The 23,835-nt window shown below is 44.6% G+C and carries 24 protein-coding genes; 5 read left to right on the forward strand and 19 right to left on the reverse strand.

What is annotated here, in order from left to right; translation table 11 throughout:
• Positions 1-10: 10 nt before the first annotated feature.
• Both H7T97_RS01120 and H7T97_RS10230 read right to left on the reverse strand, forming a co-directional pair.
• On the reverse strand, positions 11-784 hold the full coding sequence (locus H7T97_RS01120) for a hypothetical protein (RefSeq protein WP_223344862.1): 774 nt from the start codon (positions 782-784) through the stop codon (positions 11-13).
• Between the two features lie 62 nt (positions 785-846).
• Positions 847-1,035, reverse strand: coding sequence for a hypothetical protein (locus H7T97_RS10230; protein WP_223344859.1), 189 nt, complete (start codon positions 1,033-1,035; stop codon positions 847-849).
• A gap of 118 nt (positions 1,036-1,153) precedes the next feature.
• Here H7T97_RS10230 and pabB point away from each other — a divergent pair, with 118 nt between their 5' ends.
• The 4 genes from pabB to H7T97_RS01140 all read left to right on the forward strand — a co-directional run bounded on the left by pabB (position 1,154) and on the right by H7T97_RS01140 (position 5,495).
• Positions 1,154-2,881, forward strand: coding sequence for an aminodeoxychorismate synthase component I (gene pabB / locus H7T97_RS01125; RefSeq protein WP_201089027.1), 1,728 nt, complete (start codon positions 1,154-1,156; stop codon positions 2,879-2,881).
• Positions 2,881-3,495 carry an alpha/beta fold hydrolase gene (locus H7T97_RS01130; protein ID WP_021153837.1) on the forward strand — a complete coding sequence of 205 codons (615 nt, stop codon included), beginning with the start codon at positions 2,881-2,883 and terminating at the stop codon, positions 3,493-3,495. Before pabB ends, H7T97_RS01130 begins: the two co-directional genes overlap by 1 nt.
• 284 nt (positions 3,496-3,779) lie before the next feature.
• Entirely contained in the window at positions 3,780-4,688 is a 909-nt protein-coding gene (locus tag H7T97_RS01135; RefSeq protein WP_201089029.1) for an ABC transporter ATP-binding protein, read from the forward strand.
• Positions 4,689-4,742: 54 nt separating this feature from the next.
• Positions 4,743-5,495, forward strand: a complete 753-nt coding sequence (locus tag H7T97_RS01140; RefSeq protein WP_201089031.1) for an ABC transporter permease — start codon at positions 4,743-4,745, stop codon at positions 5,493-5,495.
• A gap of 20 nt (positions 5,496-5,515) precedes the next feature.
• On the opposite strand, the gene H7T97_RS01145 is transcribed toward H7T97_RS01140, so the two are convergent.
• Both H7T97_RS01145 and H7T97_RS01150 read right to left on the reverse strand, forming a co-directional pair.
• Complete coding sequence (locus H7T97_RS01145; RefSeq protein WP_201089033.1) at positions 5,516-6,403, reverse strand: sensor histidine kinase; 888 nt, start codon at positions 6,401-6,403, stop codon at positions 5,516-5,518.
• Positions 6,403-7,092, reverse strand: coding sequence for a response regulator transcription factor (locus H7T97_RS01150; RefSeq protein ID WP_201089095.1), 690 nt, complete (start codon positions 7,090-7,092; stop codon positions 6,403-6,405). Before H7T97_RS01150 ends, H7T97_RS01145 begins: the two co-directional genes overlap by 1 nt.
• Before the next feature lie 203 nt (positions 7,093-7,295).
• Between H7T97_RS01150 and H7T97_RS01155 the strand changes: the two genes are divergently transcribed.
• Positions 7,296-7,829 carry a hypothetical protein gene (locus tag H7T97_RS01155; RefSeq protein WP_201089035.1) on the forward strand — a complete coding sequence of 178 codons (534 nt, stop codon included), beginning with the start codon at positions 7,296-7,298 and terminating at the stop codon, positions 7,827-7,829.
• Positions 7,830-7,943: 114 nt separating this feature from the next.
• On the opposite strand, the gene H7T97_RS01160 is transcribed toward H7T97_RS01155, so the two are convergent.
• The 15 genes from H7T97_RS01160 to H7T97_RS01225 form a co-directional block, all read right to left on the reverse strand.
• The gene (locus H7T97_RS01160) at positions 7,944-9,383 is read right to left on the reverse strand and encodes a 6-phospho-beta-glucosidase (protein WP_201089037.1); all 1,440 of its coding nucleotides are present in this window, start codon (positions 9,381-9,383) and stop codon (positions 7,944-7,946) included.
• A 209-nt stretch (positions 9,384-9,592) separates the two neighbouring features.
• Positions 9,593-9,940, reverse strand: coding sequence for a VOC family protein (locus H7T97_RS01165; RefSeq protein ID WP_201089039.1), 348 nt, complete (start codon positions 9,938-9,940; stop codon positions 9,593-9,595).
• A gap of 154 nt (positions 9,941-10,094) precedes the next feature.
• Positions 10,095-11,870, reverse strand: a complete 1,776-nt coding sequence (gene spxB, locus H7T97_RS01170) for a pyruvate oxidase (protein ID WP_201089041.1) — start codon at positions 11,868-11,870, stop codon at positions 10,095-10,097.
• A gap of 349 nt (positions 11,871-12,219) precedes the next feature.
• The gene (locus tag H7T97_RS01175; RefSeq protein ID WP_049486106.1) at positions 12,220-14,442 is read right to left on the reverse strand and encodes a heavy metal translocating P-type ATPase; all 2,223 of its coding nucleotides are present in this window, start codon (positions 14,440-14,442) and stop codon (positions 12,220-12,222) included.
• Positions 14,443-14,452: 10 nt separating this feature from the next.
• A complete protein-coding gene (locus H7T97_RS01180; protein WP_024056338.1) occupies positions 14,453-14,824 on the reverse strand; it encodes a cupredoxin domain-containing protein in 372 nt (123 codons plus the stop codon).
• A gap of 18 nt (positions 14,825-14,842) precedes the next feature.
• Positions 14,843-15,238 (reverse strand): CopY/TcrY family copper transport repressor, encoded by a 396-nt coding sequence (locus H7T97_RS01185; RefSeq protein WP_024056337.1) that lies wholly within the window; start codon positions 15,236-15,238, stop codon positions 14,843-14,845.
• A gap of 148 nt (positions 15,239-15,386) precedes the next feature.
• The gene (locus H7T97_RS01190; protein ID WP_045759855.1) at positions 15,387-16,019 is read right to left on the reverse strand and encodes an SGNH/GDSL hydrolase family protein; all 633 of its coding nucleotides are present in this window, start codon (positions 16,017-16,019) and stop codon (positions 15,387-15,389) included.
• Positions 16,020-16,868, reverse strand: coding sequence for an HAD family hydrolase (locus H7T97_RS01195; protein WP_049523127.1), 849 nt, complete (start codon positions 16,866-16,868; stop codon positions 16,020-16,022).
• A gap of 136 nt (positions 16,869-17,004) precedes the next feature.
• Positions 17,005-17,583, reverse strand: coding sequence for an HD domain-containing protein (locus tag H7T97_RS01200; RefSeq protein WP_042759908.1), 579 nt, complete (start codon positions 17,581-17,583; stop codon positions 17,005-17,007).
• 459 nt (positions 17,584-18,042) lie between these two features.
• A complete protein-coding gene (locus tag H7T97_RS01205) occupies positions 18,043-18,759 on the reverse strand; it encodes a DUF554 domain-containing protein (protein ID WP_049483042.1) in 717 nt (238 codons plus the stop codon).
• A gap of 22 nt (positions 18,760-18,781) precedes the next feature.
• Positions 18,782-20,446 carry a MutS-related protein gene (locus H7T97_RS01210; protein WP_201089044.1) on the reverse strand — a complete coding sequence of 555 codons (1,665 nt, stop codon included), beginning with the start codon at positions 20,444-20,446 and terminating at the stop codon, positions 18,782-18,784.
• Positions 20,447-20,449: 3 nt separating this feature from the next.
• Positions 20,450-21,793 (reverse strand): CapA family protein, encoded by a 1,344-nt coding sequence (locus H7T97_RS01215; RefSeq protein ID WP_201089046.1) that lies wholly within the window; start codon positions 21,791-21,793, stop codon positions 20,450-20,452.
• Between the two features lie 193 nt (positions 21,794-21,986).
• The gene (locus H7T97_RS10235) at positions 21,987-22,190 is read right to left on the reverse strand and encodes a hypothetical protein (RefSeq protein WP_082160978.1); all 204 of its coding nucleotides are present in this window, start codon (positions 22,188-22,190) and stop codon (positions 21,987-21,989) included.
• Positions 22,191-22,224: 34 nt separating this feature from the next.
• Positions 22,225-23,160: a peptide-methionine (R)-S-oxide reductase MsrB gene (gene msrB, locus H7T97_RS01220; RefSeq protein ID WP_201089048.1), complete on the reverse strand. Its 936-nt coding sequence runs from the start codon at positions 23,158-23,160 to the stop codon at positions 22,225-22,227.
• A 273-nt stretch (positions 23,161-23,433) separates the two neighbouring features.
• Positions 23,434-23,790: a helicase BlpT gene (locus tag H7T97_RS01225; RefSeq protein WP_201089050.1), complete on the reverse strand. Its 357-nt coding sequence runs from the start codon at positions 23,788-23,790 to the stop codon at positions 23,434-23,436.
• Positions 23,791-23,835 lie beyond the last annotated feature (45 nt).

Below are 23,835 nucleotides of genomic sequence, written 5' to 3' on the forward strand. Positions count from 1 at the left end.
GTTATTTTATCTAACTCTTCACCATTTGAAGGAACCCTTTGTTTTTCCTTCTATCTCGCACCCATAGCATGGCCACTCCAAAGAGATGACTGCCAAACAAGGCAGTCACAAAAATCAGCTTGCCCCTGTCTGGATAAGAGAGAGGGAGGCTGCTAAAGCCATAGCGAGCCCACTCGATAAAGATCGGATGCGAAAAGTAAAGAGCTATACTCATTTGCTTTAAATACTGTAAATCATAGCTTTTCAAAAAGGACGATCGCAGGCAGGCATTGACCAAATAAACGGTCACAAAAGGAAGAAGAAAGAAAAAGTTCTTATCAATTCCTTCGTGTTGAAAAATGATGATGCCTTCGAGGCAGAGCAAACCAAAGGCAAGTGCTAGCTTTTGCCAACGGTGAATTCTAAAAGTTTGTGCATGAAAATGGTCATACAGATAATAACCCATATAGATAAAAATGGGCGTGTAAAAGAGACCATTTCGCGCTGTAAAAAATAAATTGCTGTAGAGCTGGTAACCCTTAAGAAGACTTGTGGTGTCCAGATAAGCCGAATAGGTCTCGATCAAGCCCCAGCAGTAAAGAAGAAAAGTGATCACCCCCGTCCAAACCATACCTAGGCGTTTGACCAATTGATTGACCAAAAACAAGCCCAGTAAAAAAGCAGGAATATACCAGAGTTGGTAGCACATTCCCAAGTAGACCAGAGCAATCAAGATTCCTGCTGGAAAGAGATAAACAGGAAGGAGAAAAAGAGCCAGGCATAAGGGAGGTAAACGAAACTCCAAAACAAATAGGTTTTTACGATTTTAACCAGATAGGCCTTCATTTTCTGAGAATTCCCTAGGGATTATTTGAGGAAAAAGCTGGCACAGACGATAAAAAATGGAACCGCTAGCCGGCCGAGCATACTCTTGAGACCAAAATGCAGTGGCTCATAGGAGGTCAAGCGACCACTATGCACCAAAATCACTGCAATCGCAAAGAGGTATTGAAAAAAGCTGATACTAGAGGTGTTATAGAGGGGATTCTTTTGCATGGTCCTACTCCTTGCCCAAAGCAGTTTCTATGGTTATTTTAGCATGAAAGGGAAGGCCAATCAAGGAATCTTGCATCCTTATCTACCTTTTTTCCTCTATTTTTGATATACTCAAAGCATGCATAAACAAACGATTATTGATTTTAAAGAGCTTGGTTTGCGCTACCTTTTCACCAAGTCCATAAAGGAATTAAAAACTAGAAACCTCGACCAGGTAGAGGATCTTCTTAGAGAAGTCGAAGCCTACCAGGAGCAAGGCTTTTATGCGGTTGGCTATGTCAGCTATGAGGCTGCTCCTGCTTTTGAGAAGAAGTTTGCTGTCCATCCAGCACCTCTTATGGGAGAGTATCTCCTCTATTTTACTATCCACGAGGAGGTCGAAACCCTTCCTTTCCCAGAGCACTATGAAGCTGTGGATCTTCCAGCCAATTGGAAGGAAGAGGTAGAGGCACCTGCTTATCAAGAAGCCATCGAGACCATCCATCACCATATCCGCCAGGGAGATACCTACCAGGTCAACTACACTGTCCAGCTTTCTCAAGAGCTAAAAGCAGATCCTTTGGCTATATACAATCGCTTGGTGGTAGAGCAGAAAGCCCATTACAATGCCTTCATCCAGCACGATGATGTCTCCATCCTCTCCATCAGTCCTGAGCTCTTTTTTGAGCAAGACGACCGGCTACTGACCACGCGCCCCATGAAAGGAACGACGCACCGTGGTCTCACCAACCAAGAGGATCTTCAAGAGGCTGCTTGGCTAGAAGCCGACCCGAAAAATCGAGCAGAAAACATGATGATCGTCGACCTCCTCCGCAATGACATGAACCGGATTTCGGAGATTGGAAGTGAGCATGTGACCCATCTCTGCCAAGTCGAGCAATACTCCACTGTTTGGCAGATGACCTCGACCATTGAAAGTCGCTTACGAGCTGAAATCGACCTGATCCAAACCTTCCGAGCTCTCTTTCCTTGTGGCTCGATTACAGGAGCACCGAAGATCTCCACTATGGAAATCATCCAAAAGACGGAGAAGTCTCCTCGAGGTGTCTACTGTGGAACGATCGGCATCCTTCTTCCAAAAGGGAAACGGATTTTTAATGTAGCCATCCGGACCCTTCAAATGCAGGGGAATCAAGCCATCTATGGCGTGGGAGGAGGCATCACTTGGGACAGCAAATGGGAAGGTGAATACCAGGAAACCAAGCAAAAATCAGCTGTCCTTTACCGGCAAGAGCCTCACTTTGAGCTCCTGACGACCGGCCGCATCCACCAAGGAGAGTTGACTTTCTTAGACAAACATGTAACACGCTTGAGAGAAGCTAGTCGCTACTTTGCCTATCCTTATGATGAACCCAAACTCCTGAAAGAACTTCAAGAAGAGCTTGCTCATTTGGAATCCAACCTTGACTATCGTTGTCGGATCGCCTTGCAAAAAAACGGGACCTTTCACCTAGTAATCACGGAGCTGACAGACTTGCCCGCTAGCTATCTACAGGCCCAACTGACCGAGCAAAAGCTTGATTTAGCGACGCCATTTACTTATTTCAAAACGAGTCAGAGAGACCATCTCAGCCAGTCAGATCACGAGCAAATTTTCCATCTGCCAGATGGAAGCTTGCTAGAGACGACGATTGGCAATCTGGTGCTGGAGATAGAGGGACAACTCTATACCCCACCAGCTCACCTCCCCTTACTCGATGGCATTTATCGGCGCCATCTTCTTGAGACCCATCAGGTTGAAGAAAAACTCTTAACTCTGAACGATTTAATAGACGCCGATCGTATTTATGCCTGCAATGCTCTTCGTGGTCTCTACGAACTCGATTTTCAAAGAAAGGATTCCTGATGAAACTAATTTTTTTACATGGACTAGGGCAAGATGTCCTCTCTTGGCAAGGAGTCCAATTTGCACTTTCACCCTTGCACTCCAAAACTTTTGATATTTTCTCCCATCCAAAAGAAAGCTATCAGGAAGTTAAAGAAAGGTTGATGGAGCGCCTTCAGCAAGAAAGCGAACCCTTTATTCTGGTAGGACTCTCACTAGGTGGCGTGCTCGCTCTGGATCTCTCCAGACAAGACTTCCCGCAACTCAAGGGCTTGGTCCTTGTAGGAACACAATACAAACTCAACACCAATCCCCTCTATCGGCTCCAGATTCTCCTTTTTCGTCTGCTTCCCAAGCATGTCTTTGAAAAACAAGATGCCAATAAACAACAGATGCTTCAAATCTTAACCGAATTAAAAGGGCTCAATTTAACCGATACCGTTAAAGTTTGCCCTCTTCCTAGCTTGGTGATTTGTGGTAGCAAAGATTGGGCCAATCAATCTTCTTCTAAAAAATTGGCCAAGCTCCTGCCAAAAGGCCGCTATCAAGAAATCGCAGACGGAGGTCATCTACTCAATACCGAGAAACCCTATGAACTCGCGCAAGCCATCAAAGAGTTTGTCGCTGGATTTTAAAATGAAGAGGCTGGGACAAAAGTCCTAGCCTCTCAATTATTTTTGGATTGTCGAGCAAGACGCAGTGGTTGAGTGGGCTCTACTACGCTGATTTCATCAGCTTTTACAGCCCTACTCAACTGTGCGGAGGTGGGACGACGAAATCGAATTCTAACGAATTACCGATTTCTGTCCCTCTCTCTTTTTTAGAAATATTTGAGAATTGCTTGATAGTTATTTGAAAAGCAAGCTGTATACTAAGAGTGTAAAGAAAACAACTAGTCATTTGGACGAAGGAGAAAACCATGGAAAAAGTATTAGAAATTTCCCATTTGAGCAAAAAATTCGGTCAACAATACGCCTTAAATGATGTGAATCTCACCATTCGCAAAGGCGACGTCTACGGCCTCATCGGTAAAAATGGCGCAGGAAAAACCACCCTCATCAAGGTCATCACCCAACTAATTCAGGAAACTGACGGAAGCGTCTCTCTCTTTTCTTCTACAAATCGCTCCCAGTGGACGCAAGCCCTAAAACGGGTTGGTTCCGTCATTGAGAGTCCTGTGGCCCATAAGCATATGACCGCTTATCAAAACCTGGTCTATTATTGCAAAGCTCGCCATATCCCCAACCCTGATCAGGTCATCAAAGAAACCTTGAACTATGTCGGCCTGAATAATACGGGTAAGAAGAAATTCCGCGATTTTTCACTCGGGATGAAACAACGGTTGGGAATTGCGATTGCGCTCATTGCCAAGCCCGACTTCCTCATTTTGGACGAACCCATCAATGGTCTCGATCCTGTCGGAATCAAGGAATTCCGTCAGATGATCAAGCGCCTCAACGATGAACTCGGCATGACCATCCTCATTTCCAGTCACATCCTGTCCGAACTTTATCTGGTTGCCAATCGTTTTGGTATTGTCGACCAAGGACGCCTGATTAAAGAAATTAGCAAGGCTGAATTCGAAGAACAAGGAGAAGATTACATCATCCTCAAGACTAGCCAGCTAGCCCTTGCCAGTCAACTGATCCAGGATCAACTCCATCACCGTATCAAAGTCATCGATAAGGATGGAGAAATCCATATCTTTGGACAGACTCACGATATTAAAGTCATTGTCAAAGCGCTCGTTCAAGCAGATATTGACGTGGATGAAATCTACTATGCCCGCCAAGATCTGGAAAAATTCTTTACGGACTTGGTAGACTAGTCAACCCACCGTCTTGCATTACTTATCCCACATATTTCATTTAGGAGATTTATCATGTTGCATACCATTCAAGCAGATTTTTACAGACTTTTTCGCTCTAAAGGTTTTTGGATTACAGAAGCCATTCTCGTTCTCAACATCCTGTCTGGAGTCATCTTTGGAGCTACCGGCCACGTCGGCGTCAATACGGAATCCAAATTACCCCAAGCAACCAAAGTTTGGACGGGCTTTAAAGCCTTGACCAACTACTCTTCCAGCATCAGTGTGACTATCCTCTTTACCATTATTGTCATCACCTTGGTTCTAGGAACAGACTTAACGCAAAACTTATACAAGAATAATCTGGCCTATGGGGTTTCGCGCACCAGCTACTACTTTGCCAAAAGCGCCGTTGTCCTGACCATTGCCCTCTTCCAATTTCTCGTTTCTTATGGTCTCGTCTTCTTGATTGCGACCCTCTACAATGGACTTGGCACCATGCCTGAGCACTTCTTGGCTCATTTTGGACTGACCGTGCTGATTCAGTTCCTTTCCACCCTGGCTTGGGTCAGCATCATTTCCTTCCTTCTTTACGCTAGCCAATCCATCACCTTGGCCTTCGTTGGCTACTTCATTGGGAATATCCTCTTAAGCCTTCCTGCGCTCTTCTTTAAAGATATTGACATTCTCCACTATCTAAACTTGGAGTTTCAATATTCCATGGTCCAAAGTACGACAGCAACGAACAACACTCTCTCGATTGCCCTTGGATTCATCCTTGTTTTCGGATTCTTGGGACTGGCTACTTTTAAACACAAAGATTTATAACAAAAATGCTTGAGCGGTGCTCAAGCATTTTTTCTTAGTGTAATGGTCAAAACAAACCAGTCTGCTTCCGTCGCCAGTTGCAAGTCGCCGCCTAAGATCTCTACAAAATTTTGAATAATGTAGAGACCCAAGCCAGAAGACTCTTCTGTGTCCGACAGATTTTCCGAATAGAATCGACTAGCCAGTTGGTCTAAATGTTGGATCGGTTGTTGCACAATATTGCGCAGCTCTACCCGAATCGTGTCCGCGTCCGACATCAAGGTCAAACGCGCCTGCTCCTTTCCATGTTTGAGGACATTGCTGAGCATATTTTGCAAGAGGCGCTCCCAAAGCTCAGGATCGGTCGCATAATGAAGATGCTCTTCTAGCTCCACCTCGAAGGCAATCCCCGCTTCGGACAAGCTGTCATAATACTGGAACAACTGCTGGGTCAGGACTTGGCTGAGATTGACGTCTGTAAGCCGAGGCTGAATAGCTCCCTCCATCAAGCGTCTGTATTCCAAGAGAGATTCCAAGCGTTTTGAGACGACTTGAAGATTGGAAGCAATTTTCTTCAGCTTTTCCTCTTCCTGCGTCCCACCTTTGATGATTTGTTGGGTATAGCCCGACGCAATGGTCAAAGGCGTCCGGATATCGTGAGCAATATTACTGATGGCCATATCCAAGGTCTTCTTTTCTTGAAGGGCAATCCGATTGGTCCGCTCAATCTGATCAAAGAGATCACTGACCTGCTTGGTCAAGGCGACCAATTCTTTTTTTGAGACCTGGGAGGTCAGCCGTACCCCACTCCCGCTTTGGAGCTTCTTTTGAATCTGCTCCTGCAAATCTGTGAGAGCAGAGAGTAGGCGAAGGTAGCCCAGTCCCAAGAGAAGGACAAGGACGACAAGAATTAGAACTAGAACCCACATTACTTGTCTCCTTTCAAGCGAACACCCAAGCCCCAGACCGTTTCAATATAGTCCTCATCTGGGTCAAGCTGGGCAATTTTCTTTCGAAGATTGCTCAATTGGGCATTGAGGGTATTGTCACCAGGTAGATAGACTTCTTCCCAGACCGCTTCATACAATTCTTCCTTGGTAAAAATCTTCTTTGGATGAACCAGCAAGGTCTCAAAAATTTGAAATTCTTTTTTGCCCAATCGAAGCGTCTGTGCGCCAGACTCCAGTTCAAAGGTTTCTGGATTCAGAACCAGATTTTTAAAGGAGAGCTTTTGCGACGCTTGAGCTTTCTTTGCTGGTGAGACGTGATTTCGCAACTGCACCGTCACTCGAGCTGCTACTTCGTCCAGATTAAAGGGCTTGACAATATAATCATTGGCACCTGCAAGGAGGTACTGACTAATGAGGTGTTTGTCTCCAAGGGCCGTCATCATGATGACCGGCACCTGACTCTGCAAACGGATCTCCTCCAGGACCTGGTCCCCATTTTTCCCTGGAAGCATGATATCCAGAAGAACCAAATCAACGACTTCTTGCTGGAAGAGCCGCAGCCCTTCTGTACCTGAAAAAGCCTGAAGGACCTCATGATCTTCACTTAAGAGACTGTATAAAATTTCTTGGATATCATTATTATCCTCGATTAATAAAATCCGTGCCACTTGCCTCACTCCTTTTTCATTTAAACTCCAAATCATTTCTATTCCCCTAGCCTATCAAATAAAGGGACCTTCGTCAATGAAAATCTGATAAAATTCTATTGTCCCCAGGTAGATCTGCATGTTAGATCATCACAAGATGAACTTGACGATCCTTTCTTTCAAAGGGTATAATAGGACCAATGACACAATAGGGAGACTCATCTATGAAAAATAATGCTAAAACTAAAATCAGTCTTGTATCCATCCTTGTCATCCTGGGCGTTGCTGCAAGAATGTTGCGAGTCATCCACCGACACCAAATCAGGGAGCAAAACAAACAAACCATCCAAACGACTAAAAAGGTTGCAGAGTTTCAGAAAACACTAGACGAGGAAGAAACGAAGAAACGCAACGAAACCTTCAACAAGATTTATAATGAATCCCTTGTTCGGACAAAATTTGAGAACTGGAAAAAAGTCGATGAACTCCATGGTTTGGGACAAAGAACTGGGCAATTTTATATCTATAACTTTGAAAAAAAAGAAGAGATTCTCTTAGAGAATACTGATCAAGCATTTGTTCTACCTATTCGAGACAAGAGTGACAACGTCACATTTCAGGCTATCTTTGCCCACAAGGACGGTCAGTGGCACATCATGAAGCCAGACGGAAGTTCACAGTTGCAACTAGGAGCAGCCAACATTTCCGCTGAATCTAAGTTTGTCATCGAGAACAACGTCTTAGATTACGACCAGTAAATCCGTAACGACTTAGCTAAACTACATACAAAAAGCTTAGGACCCCAGCTTGTGAGTGGGATTCTAAGCTTTTTCGTTTATAGGAGAGAGTTGGCGAGCAAGTACCGAAAACTTTTATTTAACAGAAGCCCCATTGGTCGCAATGACTTCTTTGTACCAATAGAAGGATTTCTTACGTGAGCGGGCCAAGCTTCCCTTGCCTTCGTTGTCCCGGTCGACATAGATAAAACCGTAGCGTTTCTTCATTTCTCCAGTCCCAGCAGAGACCAGGTCAATACATCCCCAAGTTGTATAGCCCCAGAGGACAACGCCATCTTCGTTGATGGCCTCCCGCATGGCCTTGATGTGGGCAGCCAGGTAATCAATCCGGTAGTCATCCTCAATCTCCCCGGCTTCATTTGGGGTATCAACGGCGCCTAGTCCATTTTCTACAATAAACATGGGTTTTTGATAACGATCCCAGATGGTGTTCAGCGTAATGCGGATCCCAAGAGGGTCAATCTGCCAACCCCATTCTGAGCTTTCTAGGTAGGGGTTCTTCAGAGAAGCAAAGATATTGCCCGCTGTTTTCTCCCTTTCAGCTGGATCCCCTGAAGCGACCCGACTGGCATAGTAGGAGAAGGAAATAAAGTCCACTGTATGATCTTTCAACAATTGAAGGTCCTGCTCCGTCATCTCAACCGTAATTCCCTGACGCTCCCACTCTTTCTTAGCATAGTTAGGGTATTCCCCACGCGCTTGCACATCGATAAAGAAATAGTTCTTGCGGTCTTCTTCTAGACCAGCCCAGACATCTCGCGGAGCACAAGTATGCGGGTAATTTTGCCCTGCTGCCAGCATACAGCCGACCTTATTGTTAGGGTCAATCTCATGGGCTAGCTTGGTAGCAATGGCTGAAGCGACCAACTCATGGTGAGCTGCCTGGTATTTGACTTGCTCCTCATTCTCCCCTTTTTCAAAGCAGAGACCCGCTCCCATAAAAGGCGCATGAAGGATCATATTGATCTCATTAAAGGTTAGCCAGTAGTTGACTAAGCCCTTGTAGCGAGTGAAGAGGGTCCGGCAGAGACGTTCATAACATTCCAACATCTTGCGACTGCGCCAACCTCCGTACTCAGTAATCAAATGCATGGGACAGTCAAAGTGGGTAATGGTCACCAAGGGTTCAATGCCATACTTATGGCACTCCTTAAAGAGGTCTTCATAGAACTGTAGACCCGCTTCGTTTGGCTCCAATTCATCCCCTTTCGGGAAGATCCGAGACCAGGCAATGGACAAGCGATAGGTTTTAAAGCCCATTTCCCCAAAGAGAGCAATGTCTTCCTTGTAGCGATGGTACATATCAATACCTTCTTTAGCTGGGTAAAAATAGCCCTCTTCAAAGTCGAACATCTTTTTCTGACCTGTAATAATGGCGTGACGATCAGGCCCAATCGGCACCACATCTACATTAGCCAAGCCACGGCCATCTTCATTATAAGCTCCCTCACACTGGTTAGCAGCCGTCGCCCCACCCCAAAGAAAACCATCTGGAAATTGAAGTTTGTCGGTCATCTCTCTACCTCACTTGATTTGATAGTTCTATTATACCCTTCTCTTTCCAAAAAATCCTACAAGATCCTATGAAAAACTAAACCTATTCTAAGGTTATTTCTGTTCACGTGCAACACAAAAAGGCCGGATGGCTCCGATCTTTTAAATAGTTCATTTTCTCAAATTCTGTTTTAAGAATAGCTAAGGTTGACGTTAAATGATCACGCGTCCTATTTCATACGATAAAAATCAATCACTAAACCAGCTGGGCCTTTAACTAGCAGGCTTTCGGTTTCCCAATCGGTTACAACTGGACCGTTTAAAACCTGGATACCAAGTTCTTTCAACCGTTGGTAGTTCTGGTCTACATCCTCAACCTCGATATGAAGAATGATTCCTGACTGAAAGTTTTCCAAAGGAACCAAATGATTTTGAGACAACATGAGACAGTGACTGCCAATCGTGAACTGAGCAAAACTGTCGTCAACATAATCGGCTTTTTTATCCAAAATACGCTCCAAGCTAGCACAAACTTGGGTAACATCTGAAACGATAATATCTAATTGATTTAAATTCATTTCTTATCCTCCACAAAAAGACCGGATTGCTCCGATCTTTTTAAGTTCTGCTCTAAGAAAATCAAAGAATAAACAAGGCATCGAACCGCAGACAGTACTGGAGTACGGCAAGGTGAAGATAACGCAGTTTACATTTGATTTTCCACGAGAGGAATTATTTGATTGCGCGTGATTGCAACCCTTCTTCTTCCAAGAAGAGGCGGAATGGTACAAGCTCTTCAGCTTCGTATTTTTCCTTGAAGGCTTTGATCGCTTCTTCTGAGTGTTGTTTTGGATCCAACTCAAGTACTTCTACTGGAAGTGGACGGTGTTGTGTGATGCGGGCATCGATCACAACAGTTTTACCTTCTTTGTTCAATTTAACAGCTTCTGCAACAACTGCATCGATATCTTCGATACGGTCAACTGTAAACCCTACAGCACCTTGCGCTTCAGCAATTTTCGCATAGTCGGCATTAGGGAAGTCACAACCAAACAAGTGTTTGTTTGTGTCTTCGTATTTGTCCTTGATGAAGGCATATTTACCATTTGAGAAGACAACGTTGATAACTGGAAGGTCGTATTGAACGTTTGTGATAACGTCTGGGTAGCACATGTTGAATGCACCGTCACCCATGATGTTCCATACTTGGCGATCTGGATTGTCTTTCTTAGCAGCGATACCACCAGGAAGGGCAATACCCATTGTCGCAAAGAGTGGAGATGTACGCCACATGTTCTTAGGTGTCATGTGAAGGTGACGAGTAGATGTTTGAGTAGTGTCACCTACGTCGATTGAGTAGATAGCGTCTTGATCAGCATGTTTGTTGATTGCATTGTAAACTTGATACAATTGCAATTCACCCTCAGTTTTACCTTCGAGTTTGTTCATGTAATCACGCCAGTTTTGGTTGTTCTTCACGTTTGCACGCCACCATGGAGTAGACTCAACTGGGTTTACTTTATCAAGGATAGCTTTAGATGCTTGACCTGCATCACCAAGGATAGAAGCGTCAAGAGCGTGACGTTTACCAAGTTTGTAAGGGTCGATATCCACTTGGATGAATTTTTCAGTGTTTTTGAATGCTTCGTATACTTCAGCAAATGGGAAGTTTGAACCAAGGAAAAGAACTGTGTCTGCTTCAAAGACCACTTCGTTAGCTGGCTTCCAACCAACACGGTAAGCAGAACCCGTCAAACCTTCGTAGTTCCATTCGAAAGCTTCGAAGTTTTTACCAGTTGTGATGATTGGTGCTTTGATTTTACGTGACAATTCAGTAATCACTTCACCAGCTTTAACACCACCATAACCAGCGTAGATTACTGGGCGTTCAGCATTGTTCAAGATTTCAACAGCTTTGTCGATTTCAACTTCGTTCAAAGCAGGAGCGATGAATGAACGCTCGTATGAACCTGATCCATAGTATGAGTTTTCGTCGATTTCTTGGAAACCAAAGTTTACTGGAATTTCAACGACAGCTGGACCTTTTTTAGAAACGGCAGCACGGCAAGCTTCGTCAATCACTTTTGGCAATTGCTCTGCGTAAGCTACACGTTTGTTGTAAACAGCGATACCGTTGTACATTGGGTTTTGGTTCAATTCTTGGAAGGCATCCATGTTCAATTCGTTAACTGGACGTGATCCAAGGATAGCAAGGAATGGAGTGTTATCCATCGCTGCATCGTAAACACCGTTGATCAAGTGAGTTGCACCAGGTCCACCTGAACCAACTGCAACCCCGATAGAGCCACCAAATTTAGCTTGCATAACCGCTGCAAGAGCACCTGTTTCTTCGTGGCGAACTTGCAAGAAACGGATATCTTTGTCTTCAGCCAAAGCGTCCATGAGTGAGCTAAGTGTTCCTGATGGGATCCCGTAGATGGTATCTACGCCCCATGTTTTCAATACGTTAAGCATTGCTGCAGATGCAGTAATTTTCCCTTGAGTCATTCTAACTCTCCTTTAAATCTATTTTGATCCTTTAAAAATGTAGCATAGCGCTTCTACTTCATCTTTGCGATCAGGTTTCGTTTTGAAAATGAGTTTTTTCTGACATTTCTCATGAAAACGATTTACAAAACGATTACAGTATTAATTTATCACAAAGAGATGCACATGTATAAGAATCTGCTCAGAGATGCTCAATCCCTATTACATAACAGATGCTGATTTTGAGAAAATTTCACAAACTATAGTAGAATAGGATATTTTATTATAATTTACATGCACCTCTAAGACTTGTAGCTGTAGGAAATCGAACAAAAAGTGATACAAAATTCTGTATCACTTTTTGTTCCCATTAATCAATTTTCGCAACATTGAGAAGCAGCGAGCTAGTCAAAACAGACAAAGAACTAAGGGCCATAGCAAGACCTGCTAGTTCTGGATTGAGGGTCAATCCCAGTCCTACAAAGACTCCAGCAGCAATTGGAATCCCAAGGATATTGTAGATAGAGGCCCAGAAGAGATTGAGTAAGATCCTGCGGAAGGTCTTTTGACTCATGTCAAAGGCGCGCACAACGCCAAGCAAATCATTTTGCGTGAGCACGATGCCACCGGACTCGATCGCAATATCCGTTCCAGATCCCATAGCGATCCCCACATCCGCGATCGAGAGAGCTGGAGCATCATTGATCCCATCTCCAACAAAGGCGACCTTGCTAGTTTCTTGCAGTTTTTGGATGGCGCTAGCTTTTTCTTGAGGAAGGACATCAGCAATGACGGTGTCAATTCCCACTTGCTTAGCAATAGCTTGGGCCACCCGTTCATTATCCCCCGTTAACATGACCGTTTTCAAGCCCCGTTCTTTGAGCTTTTTGATCGCTTCTTTTGAGCTGGCCTTCGGAGCATCTTGAATGGCAATCAAGCCAATCACTTGCCCATCCACAGACAAACTGATCACTGTTTTGGCCTGCTCTTGCAACTCTACCATCCGTTTTTCAAGCTCCGGATCCATCGCTGTCCCGTCATGAAGTTTGCCATTTCCCAAGGTCACCAACTGCTGGTCGATCTGACCTTGGACCCCTTTTCCTTCAATCGCTTGGAAGTTTTCCACAGGGGATAACACCAAACCTTTTTCTTCTGCTTGGGATAACACCGCTTGGGCTAGTGGATGTTCTGAAAAAGTTTCAAGACTAGCAGCCAGTGTCAAGACACGCGCTTCATCTCCTACAACATCGGTTACAAGTGGTTGGCCAATGGTAATAGTCCCTGTCTTATCAAACACAACGGTTTGAATCTTTTGCACTTCTTGAAGAACTGTTCCATTTTTAATCAGAACCCCCATCTTGGCACTACGGCCGGTTCCGACCATGAGGGCTGTTGGGGTTGCTAAACCAAGGGCACAAGGACAGGCAATAATGAGGACAGAGACTGCATAGAGCATGGCCTCTTGAAGCGACGCGCCCAGAAGCACGGACCAAACCCAGAAAGTCGCAATGGCCAAAATCGTCACCACTGGAACAAAGATACCTGAAATCTTATCCGTCAAATCTTGAATGGGAGCACGACTGGATTGGGCCATTTTGACAAAGTCCACAATTTGAGATAAGAGGGTCTCACTACCGACTTTTTCAGCCTTAAAGAGAATGGTCCCATTGCTGTTGATAGTGGAGCCGATAACTGCATCACCAACTGATTTTTCTACAGGCAAGCTTTCACCTGTCACCATCGACTCATCAATGGTCGTACTTCCTTCTACAATCGTCCCATCAACCGCAATCTTTTCCCCAGGACGGACCCGAATCAAGTCATCAATTTGGATATCTTCTGCCGCCACCTCGACATAGTTCCCATCACGGAGAACTTGAGCCGTTTTTGCCTGCAAATCCAACAACTTTTCCACAGCCTCGGAGGCATTGTTACGCATCCGTTCCTCAAAGACTTGTCCTAAGAGGATAAAGAAGATGATAAAACCCGCAGCCTCAAAGTATACTGGCTGACCAGTAAAAAGGGCAAATACACTATAGACATAGGCTACCAGGGTTCCAAGAGCTACCAAGGTATCCATATTGGAATGGTGCTTCTTAAATGAGGCCCAGGCACTCTTGATAAAAGGAACTCCTGCTACCAACATGATCGGTGTTGTCGCTAGAAAAGTCCCCCAGTGACTGACTGAATGGGATACAAATCCTGCCATCATCCCGATCATCAAGATCAATAAAGGAAGAGTAAAGATACTAGTAATCCAAAAGCGACCCAGTAAACCTAAGACACGACGGCGTTTTTCCACAACCGTGTAGGAACCCTTTTGCATCTTCATTCCACATGAAAACTCGAAGTCCCCTGTTTCTGTCGGGGTAAAGGATATCACCTTATCCACACCGACTTCCAAAGGCTCTAAAATCCCCTGATCTTCAAACAAAATTTCCTTGTAACAGCCGGAAGGATTGACCCGATGGAAGGTGATTTCAGCAGGGATCCCTTTTTGAAGTTGAAATTCTTTGGGACTATAGCCCTTTTCTGCTGTAATACGGATCTTTTGCACTCCGTTTTCCACAACTGCTTTTTGTTTTTCTACCATACCTACTCCTTTATTCCACAATCATTTGACCATGCATCATGTTCATTCCACATGAATACCCATATTCGCCCGCTTTTTCTGGCGTAATTTCAATGACATGTTTTTCACCTAAAGGCAAATCTTCATGAACGCCAAAATCTGGAAAGATCACTTGAGCCAGACATGAAGATGGATCCTTGCGATTAAAGATGATCCGGGCTGGAACATTTTTTTTCAGGACAATGGTTTCAGGCGAATAGCCCCCCATGACTTCGACTTCAATTTCTTGATAACCTGATTTCTGACGAGCGTGGCCGCTTACCTTTTCATGCTCTGCAAAGAACCACCAAGCAATAAAAGCAACCAAAAGTAAACAAACAATACTAATTAACAATCCAAACATGGAATTTCCTTCTTTCTATTACATACAATTGCAGCGGACTGTTGCGACAGCCTCTGCTTTCTTTTCTTCGAGGACCTGCTGCAGCTGATTAAGATCTGCAAGCGTAAAGTCACTCTCCTGAATCAAGTTTTCAAGCACCTGGACAATTCTTTTTGAGCAAACCTTGTCTTTCACCTCCTCAACCACCAAGTCTAAACTCTGGTCCTGCTTCAACAAAGCCGAGTAGACAAAGGCTTTGCCAGATTTTTCTCTGGTCAGACAGCCCTTTTCAACCAAGCGCGTCAAGAGGGTCTTGATGGTCGACTTGGACCAGTCAAAGCGCTCGGACAAGACGGCGATCAAATCCCTGCTGGTCTGCTTGCCTTCCATCCAGATAATTTTCATGATGCGCCATTCCGCATTGGAAATTTGCATGGCTTCTCCTTTCTAAATCTACATTTGTAAATCTTATGATGCTATTCTACTCCTAAGATTTACATTTGTCAACCAAAAGATTTAAAAAAAACAAATCTTCCTTTGAAGATTTGTCTAGTTGGGCTTTTTTCGCTCCCTATTTTTGTCTCTATAATATCTCCTGCAGAGCTTGAGCTAGGATGCGGTAACCAGCCACACTTAAATGGAGGCCATCTGTCGTATAGGCTTCTGCCAACTGCCCCTTTTCATCCAATAAAGACGAATACACATCGACATAGCTGACCTGGTGGTAGGCCTGAGCCAATTCGCGATAGGCCTGGTTGAGGGACTGAATTTTTTCATTGGTCCGCACATAGACCTTTTGTTTGTAGCGCTCTTCTTGACTCACCGGTAAAACCGAGATCAGGTTGATGTGGGTCAGCGGAAAATCTCGCATAATTGCTTGTAAGACCGCTTCTACATTGTCTAGGGTTTCCTTTTGAGGAATTTCTTTTCCGATATCATTGGTCCCGATCAAGAGAAAGATCTGATCCACCGCCGTTCCAAAGACATGGGCGTCTAGATGCTCACGAAGGAGATCCGTCTTATAGCCTCGCACTCCTCGATTGACCATGTGCTTGGGACTTTGTAATAGTTCATGAATGGGAAAATACTCTACGATGGAGTCTCCGATAAAGATCAAACCAGGCTCCTTCAGAGGGGCTTGATTGAGTTCCCGATAGGTTGTTATGATTTTCTCCTGCTCCTTTAAGAGCCAGTCTTCTAACAGTTGTACCGCCATCTATTTCTCTCCCTTCACTTGTTCCCAGGGGGTCAATCCTAGATACTCTTCGATCACCTGGTAGACACCACCTTCTTGATGGCTCGGTGCTAGGTGTTTGGCAACAGCTTTGACAGCTTCTTCTGCATTGGCTACAGCATAGGAGTGACCTGCCATTTCAAGCATTTCGATGTCGTTTCCACTATCACCAAAGGCCATGACCTGGCTGGCGTTAAGCTGCCACATCTCCATTAATTGAGCCAGTCCCCAAGCCTTGTGAATGCCAGCTTGTAAGAGATCCATGCTGCCAAAACCGCTCGAAACCGCCATCAGCTGATCTCCAAAAGCTTGTTGGACTTCCTGGCTCACTTGATCAAGACGATCCAAGCCTACCACCAAGCTCATTTTAAGCACCTGATCAAATAGATCTGCTGTCAATTCCGGAACAAACTTCATCCGCTTGTACAAGGCTTCAATCACTTCTGGCTGCATGAATTTCTCAACTTCTGTAAAGACCGTTCCTTCCTTGACAAAGCCACCATTGACAGCTGACACAACCAGCTGGTCTGAAATTTCCCGCCCCTTAAAATAAGCAAGAACCGCCTCTACTAGTTCTCGATCCCAGAATTTTCCTAGAATCATCTGGTCATCCTCAAAAATCCGAGCTCCGTTGGCTACGACTAGAGTCACCCGTTTGACCAAAGGACCCAAGAGCTGGCGCATGCGATGGATTTCATTTCCCGTCGCAATGACAAAGCGAATCCCTTTTTGATCCAAGTGGTCCAATAGCCTTTCCAGGCGCGGAAGATCTACCTCTCCTCGCTCATCTAATAAGGTTCCATCCATATCTGTTGCAATCAACTTAATCATACAATCTAACCTTTTCCCTTTCAAAGGGTGTAAATTATCTGGTTCCATTATACCACAGATCAAGCCAGTCAAAACCACCCGTGAAAACAGGTGGCTTCCTCTTGGGTTGAAGGTTCCTACTGATGGCCAGGGGATCTTATGAATATAAGCCCTTTTCCACACTTTCCTGAATTAACTCTTCTGTCAGTTTCCATAATTCTTCCGATTCACTTTTTATGAACTTTTTCTTTTCTAATACCATCTCTGAACGGATATGATCAGGATTATAATTGACTTCTGACACTTCCAAGTGATTAATCAGTGGTACCAATGCGTCAATCACTCTTGCATATCTTGCCTCAGGACTCTGCCCTTTTTCAAACTCCAACCACGAATTTTTCATATTCACATATGTTGCTTCTGGAAGGAGGCTCATTGTTTTTTCTATAGATGCTAACTCTCTATCATGAGAATGAAGCTTTTTTTCATCATCAAACACCCAAGTATCTCCAGCATAAACCTCACCTAAATCATGAATCAATAACAGAAACATGACCTTTTCCATATTCAATTTTTCGGGATAATAATCTTGCAGAACCATCGCAGCTATCGCACCCTGCCAGGAATGCTCGGCACTATTTTCAAACCGTCCATCAAGAGTTCTATTAAACCTTGTTACTGACTTTAATTTCTCGATTTCTTTAATAAATTCAACTGTCTGATTCAAATCACTCATGGCGACTCCAACCTCCCTATTCGAAATTACGACTATCATACCAGAAATCCTGTTTTCCATAAATGAATTCCCGTATTTGCAAAAAAGATAATGTCCCTCCTTTTTGGAGCACCGCCATTTTTCTAACAAGAGCACAAGGACAAGCAAAAAAACTAACCAGTCTTTACCGGTTAACTTTAGAATGAGACAAACTATTTAAAAGTAAAATAAGTTAATCGATTCTAAAAGTAAGTAAAAATGAGTTCCTATTTTTAGAATGAATCAAGAAAATACAAAAACTTTCCGCTGTGAGAAAAGTGCCTGAAACAATACGTTTCAGGCACTCGGAATTATTGAGACCTTAGGCTCAATAATTAGTCATGGAACTTCTACGAAGTTCGCTGACGTCCGTACTCACCTAAGGAAAGTTTTTAAGTTGACTTTGTCTTAAATCTGAAGCTACTGCTTAGCTTCTATTTTTCACCCGACAAAAGCCCAAATAATGGCAATTAGCACTGCTGGAAGGAGATTGGCGACCTTGATTCGTTTGCCCCAGATGAGATTGATCCCTACACAGAGAATGAGGCTGGAGCCAACTAGGGACAGATTCGAAAGGGCTTGCGGAGTCATGATCGGTGCGATCAAATGGGCCAACAGCGTGATCAATCCCTGAAGGATCACGAGTGGAACCACCGCAAAGATCGCGCCCTTTCCTTTTGAAACGGTCAAGACCAGAACGATAACCATATCGAGAATAGCTTTGGCCAACAAGGTCGAGGTGTCGCCTGTCAGGCCATCCTGGACAGCTCCAACCACCGCCATAGCCCCGATACAAATGGTCAAGGCCGTGGTCATAAAGGCATCAACAAAACCGGTATCGCCTTGGTTGCCCGTCTTTTCCTTCAGCCAGGTTCCCAGTCGCTCAAAGCCCTCCTCAATCTTCAAGAGTTCCCCGATAACGGTCCCGATCACTAGACTCAGAATCAACATCATACTGCCGTGACTTTCTACATGACTTCCATGCACCACCAGCATCTTTTCCAAGGTCCCTGCGATGCCCAAGACAAAAACAGCAACACCCGTCACTTTCAGAAGGGTCTCATGAAAATCTTCTGACAAACGTTGACCGATGAGCAGTCCTAAAAGCCCACCAAATACGACCCCTAAGGCATTATAGAAGGTCCCTAAACCGATCATTTACAAACTCCTTTATTCATTTTCATTCTTTTTCAATCGCTTTCAAAGACCAGTATCCCGTCTCTTCATACTGGTCAATCAAGTCCTTGGCTGTTTGCGTAATCTCCTCTGGATAATGCAGGCTTTCTAGGGTATTGACCGCATTCTTGGTCACGGCTGACCCTGGTTTGATCTGGTAGTCAAAGACGATCTTGCCATCCACATAGCGACTATCAAAATGGTAATTATCATTGACCTCACCAGAAGCTGAGACCAGCTCAATATCATGACTGGAGATCATGTAGAGGCAGTTTTGGGCAGCCAACCAGCGGACAATCCCAAGGCCTGATCCGATCCGCTCGATAGTATTGGTCCCCTTAAAGAGCTCGTCAATAAAGAAATAGTGAAAACCAGGTTTTTTCAGATGCTGAATCATACGTAAAATAGCTTTACTCTCAGTGATAAAGTAGCTATCTCCAACTTCAATATCATCGCTCACATCCATAGCCGTTAGGACATGACCGTGAGGCAGGGTCAAGGTTTCTCCATAGGCAAAGCCTAATCCTTGAGCCAGAATGGCATTGATGGCGACAGTTTTCAGGTAGGTCGATTTCCCAGATGCATTGTCCCCACTGATGACCATATTTTTTTGAAAATGCACATCATTCGCAATCGGATTAGACAGCAAGGGATGATAGAGCGTCTCACCTTCAATCCCACCCGTCTCTATAAAGACTGGCTGACAGACCACTTCTAGATCCCGCTTATGGCGCAAGAGACTAATAGCAACTTCCATCTCTCCAAGGAGATCCAGAAGCTTCTGGGCCTCTTTTTGATGAGCCTTCACCTGATTGTAAATATAAACCTGAGCGATCTGCGGGAGTAAAAAGAGGACATTGAGGTAGAGGAGAACAATTTCCATCTCAGAGGTCCCCGTTGGACTCTGCAAGACACTGGCAAGGATCCGCGTTTTCTTAAAGGGTTTGACCGCTTGCTTTAGTTCTTCTTGTTGTGGCAAGGCTAGATGGCTCAAGCGTTCTGCCGAAGCAAAGATGCGGACCAGATAGCTAACATTATCCAGACGGATTTTATTGGACCAATTGCGCAAACTCGAAAAGACAATATTAAAGACCACACTGATCACCAAGAGGGTAATGGCACCGACTGGCTCAAAGGGGATGGCAAAGAGACAGACAATGGGAAGGCAGGCCAAGGCTAGATAGAGAGGCAAACCTGCATAATGCTTGCCGGGATTTGCGACAATGCTCCGCGCCATGTTGTGGTTCTTCTTGCCCAGTTGGTTGAAAATGACCTGGACCTTGAGGCGCAAATCAGGATGCTCTTCAAAGAAGGCTTCTAAGTCATGAAGCTGGTCCTGAGGCTGGAATTCCAGCAGTCGCATTTTTTGATAGAGAGCCTCTGCCCCAAGGCTCGATTGGGTATAGTTGAGTTGATCAAAGACCGCATCCAAAGCCAAATCATGCCAGGTCTGATCATCCACTTGGCTATCAATCGTCTGTCCCTTAGCTGGATAAGTCAGACTATCTATCAAACTTTCTTCTGTGTCTTTCTTGCGAAAGAAAGGCGCTCCATCCCAAGCCTTCTTCAGCTTTTGCTTGAGGCGGATAGCCGTAAGAAATTTGGTTGCCCAAATCACCACGATCAATCCTAAGATCCCAAGCGGGATCCAGTTCACATTTCCTTCCATGCTCTATTCCTTTCCACTCTGAGGCCAGTCCAAGTGAACATGTTCCTTCATTTCTCGGTAGGCCGTATCCACTCTCTCCTTGGTCTCCTCATCCAGCTTGTCGCGGTATTTGCCACCCTGGATAAAATCTTCCAAAATATAGGTCTGGTACTTGTACAAGTCATAGCCTTCAGGAGAATAGGTTCCCTTCGGAGTCCGACTGACCCAGGTTGGATGAGCAGTAGCCGTCTTAATCCGTGTCTTGCGACCAACCTTTTCGATGGTCACATCCATCAAGACCCCTCGCTCTGTCCATTGGGCAGTCTCTACGTCCCCCATCGTTTCCAGACGCTGATTGGAAAGGAAATTCCCCATCGAGTAGATGATGAGCTTGTTTTGACCATCTTTATTGACCACTTCAGCAGGCTCTACAACATGGGGATGACCGCCAAAGACGATATCAGCTCCCCAAGAAACCATCTTGTGGTAGAGTTCTTTTTGCTCTTCTGTCGGCTCCAACTGGTACTCGATTCCCATCTGAGGCATGACAATAGTAATATCGGCCTCTTGCTCTGCCTTTTGGATCTCCGCCTTCATCCGCTCTTCATCCAGATCAGACAAGACATCCGCCTGCTCTTCTGGAGTGAGCGTCGTTTCCATCCCATTAAAGCCGTAAGCATAAGCTAGAATAGCAATCTTGATGCCATTCACTTCCTTGATCACCAAGGGGGCCTGGCCTCTCTTTTCATGCGTGTAGACACCGACAGGTGTGATGCCGGCATCTTCAAAGGCCTTGGCTGTCGAATAGACCCCTTCTAGACCTGAATCCAAGATATGGTTATGTCCCAAATCCATGACATCATAACCAGCATCCTTGATGGCTGGTACGACTTCGCTCGGCGCATTAAAAAGAGGATATCCTGACAAATAATAATTGGGGTTAATGGTTCCCTCAAAATCGCCCAAGGCTAGATCCGCTTTTTGTAGCCAGGGTTTGACATACTCATAATTTTCATGAAAATCATAGCTTCCATCTTCTTTTTGCGCGCTCATATAAAGCAAATCATGGTAGAGCTGGTCTCCATTAGCCATGATCCGCGCTGTATGAGGAATCTGATCAGCCGGTGTTTTTGCCTTGTACACAACCTCTGGCCGTTCGGTTGCGGTAATCGGAAAGCCTTGAAACTTTTGCACCCACAAGATGGCATTGGCCACGATGAAAACAACAGACAAGAGCACATAGACAAACTGTTCATTGGTCAGCTGAATCCTTGAAAAGAGACGATCAAAAGCCCAATCAAAGGCTGCCGATAGCTCTTTTCCCATCGTTTTGATGGTTCCTTTCACACTCTCCCACTTCTCTAACATTCCTACCTCTTCTTCGTATCTAATTTCTCCAATGATCCGCCAACAGATTGAGCTGTCATTGAAATACTTTCTCTTCATTGTATCACAATTTTTAAGAAGAGAAAAAAGAGAGCAGGACAGAAGCGCCATTGTTTAGAACCGCTTCATCGTCCTGCTCCTGCACAGTTGATTAATTCATGTAAATGATCGATCATCACTTCTTATCGTTTGATTTGGACAAGCTAATCGCAACCATGACAAGACTTAGGAAAAAGGCCGAAAGCAACCCTTTTGTCGTCCGATTCATAAAAGGTTGATGGAATACAAAATGATTATAGGCAGTAAATCCTAATCCAATCAGAGTTACCATAGCCGAAAGTGAAAAAATTGTTAACCACAAATTTCTATTTTTCATCATAAACTCCGTTTTTCTATCTACTAGAAAGGCCCTCTTATTTCAAAGCCTTTAACAAATAACCATAACCTTCTTGCTCCATTTCCTCTTTTGGAATAAAGCGCAGAGAGGCCGAATTGATACAATAGCGAAGGCCACCTTGGTCTTTGGGTCCATCGGTAAAGACATGACCTAGATGGGCATTGCCTGAGCGGGAACGAACTTCGATCCGTTCCATCCCGTGGCTATGATCCTGGTAATAGTGGACAACATCTTTGGCAATGGGACGGGAGAAACTTGGCCAGCCACAGCCAGACGCGAACTTATCCTTGGCAAAAAAGAGTGGTTCCCCCGTCGTAATATCCACATAGATCCCCTCTTCAAAGGTCTGATCATAGGCATTGTGGAAAGGGCGTTCCGTCGCACTTTCTTGAGTGACTTGGTACTGCTCTGCTGTCAGTTTCGCCTTTAAGGTTTCTTGATCTGGCTTCTGATAGGCTGCCGGATCAATCAAGGGCTGCTCAGCATCCGTCACATCGATATGGCAATAGCCTCCGGGATTCTTCTTAAGGTAGTCTTGATGATAGTCCTCAGCTAGGATATAGTGGCGCAAAGGCTCTAGCTCAACAGCTATTTTACTGCCCAGTTGCTTCTCTTCTTCCTCAAACACTTGGGCAATCACCTCACGATCTGCCTCGTCTGTATAATAGACACCGGTCCGATATTGGCGGCCTCGATCATTTCCCTGCTTGTTAATGGACAAGGGATCAATCACCCGGAAATAGTAGAGCAGAATCGCTCGTAGGCTGATTTTATCTGGATCATAGATGACCTGAACGGTCTCTGCATGATCCGTTTCCTTGATCAGTTGGTAATTGGTCGTTTCTACCTGGCCATTGGCATAGCCCACCGTCGTCTCTTCTACACCGGGGATCCGTGAAAAATATTCCTCTAAGCCCCAAAAACAGCCACCTGCTAGATAAATCTCTGCCATCTTTTTTCCTCGCTTCCTGCATTCCCCAAAGGGAACGCTTGACATCTATTAGCTCCATCATAATCCAAGAGCCTCAAATTTTCAAGGATTCTGCATCAAAAATCCCTTCTACTATATGTAAAAGGGATTCAATCCTTCTTATTTTTCAAATAAGAAAAAGAGCGAGTAATAGAAGTTCCAAAACGATAGGGTTAACTGATGTAGAAAATCATGAAGGACTACCATGACCAACACCTCCTCTGAATATCTGTAGACAAACTCAAGGCACATCAACTATAAAAGCACCGTCGGTCCGTAGACCTGTAACTGAGGCTTCACAACCTCGTAATGCCAGTGATCATAAGCTCGCCAAGCTTGAAAGGCCTCTTCGTTCAAAGCTAGCCCACCCAGACCAATCAATAGACTGGCGGTCTGATAAAACTTTTCTAACTCAATCAACAGACGATTGTCTACCCGCCTAGCCTTTCGTAAACCTTTCAACATCTGATCTAGATTTTCTCGAAATCGAAGGGTATCTGAACTAGGGGTGAATCCCTTAGAAAAGGCTGTTTGAAGAAGGGTGATCGTCGTCCTTGCCTCTTGAATCACATCCCTTTCTTCCATAGAAATCACCTTCCTTTTCACCTCCATTGTACACCTTTTTCTCTCTATAAAAATGGAAAATTCCTAAAACTA

The sequence above is a fragment of the Streptococcus parasanguinis genome, from assembly GCF_016648925.1.
Classification (GTDB): Bacteria; Bacillota; Bacilli; order Lactobacillales; family Streptococcaceae; genus Streptococcus.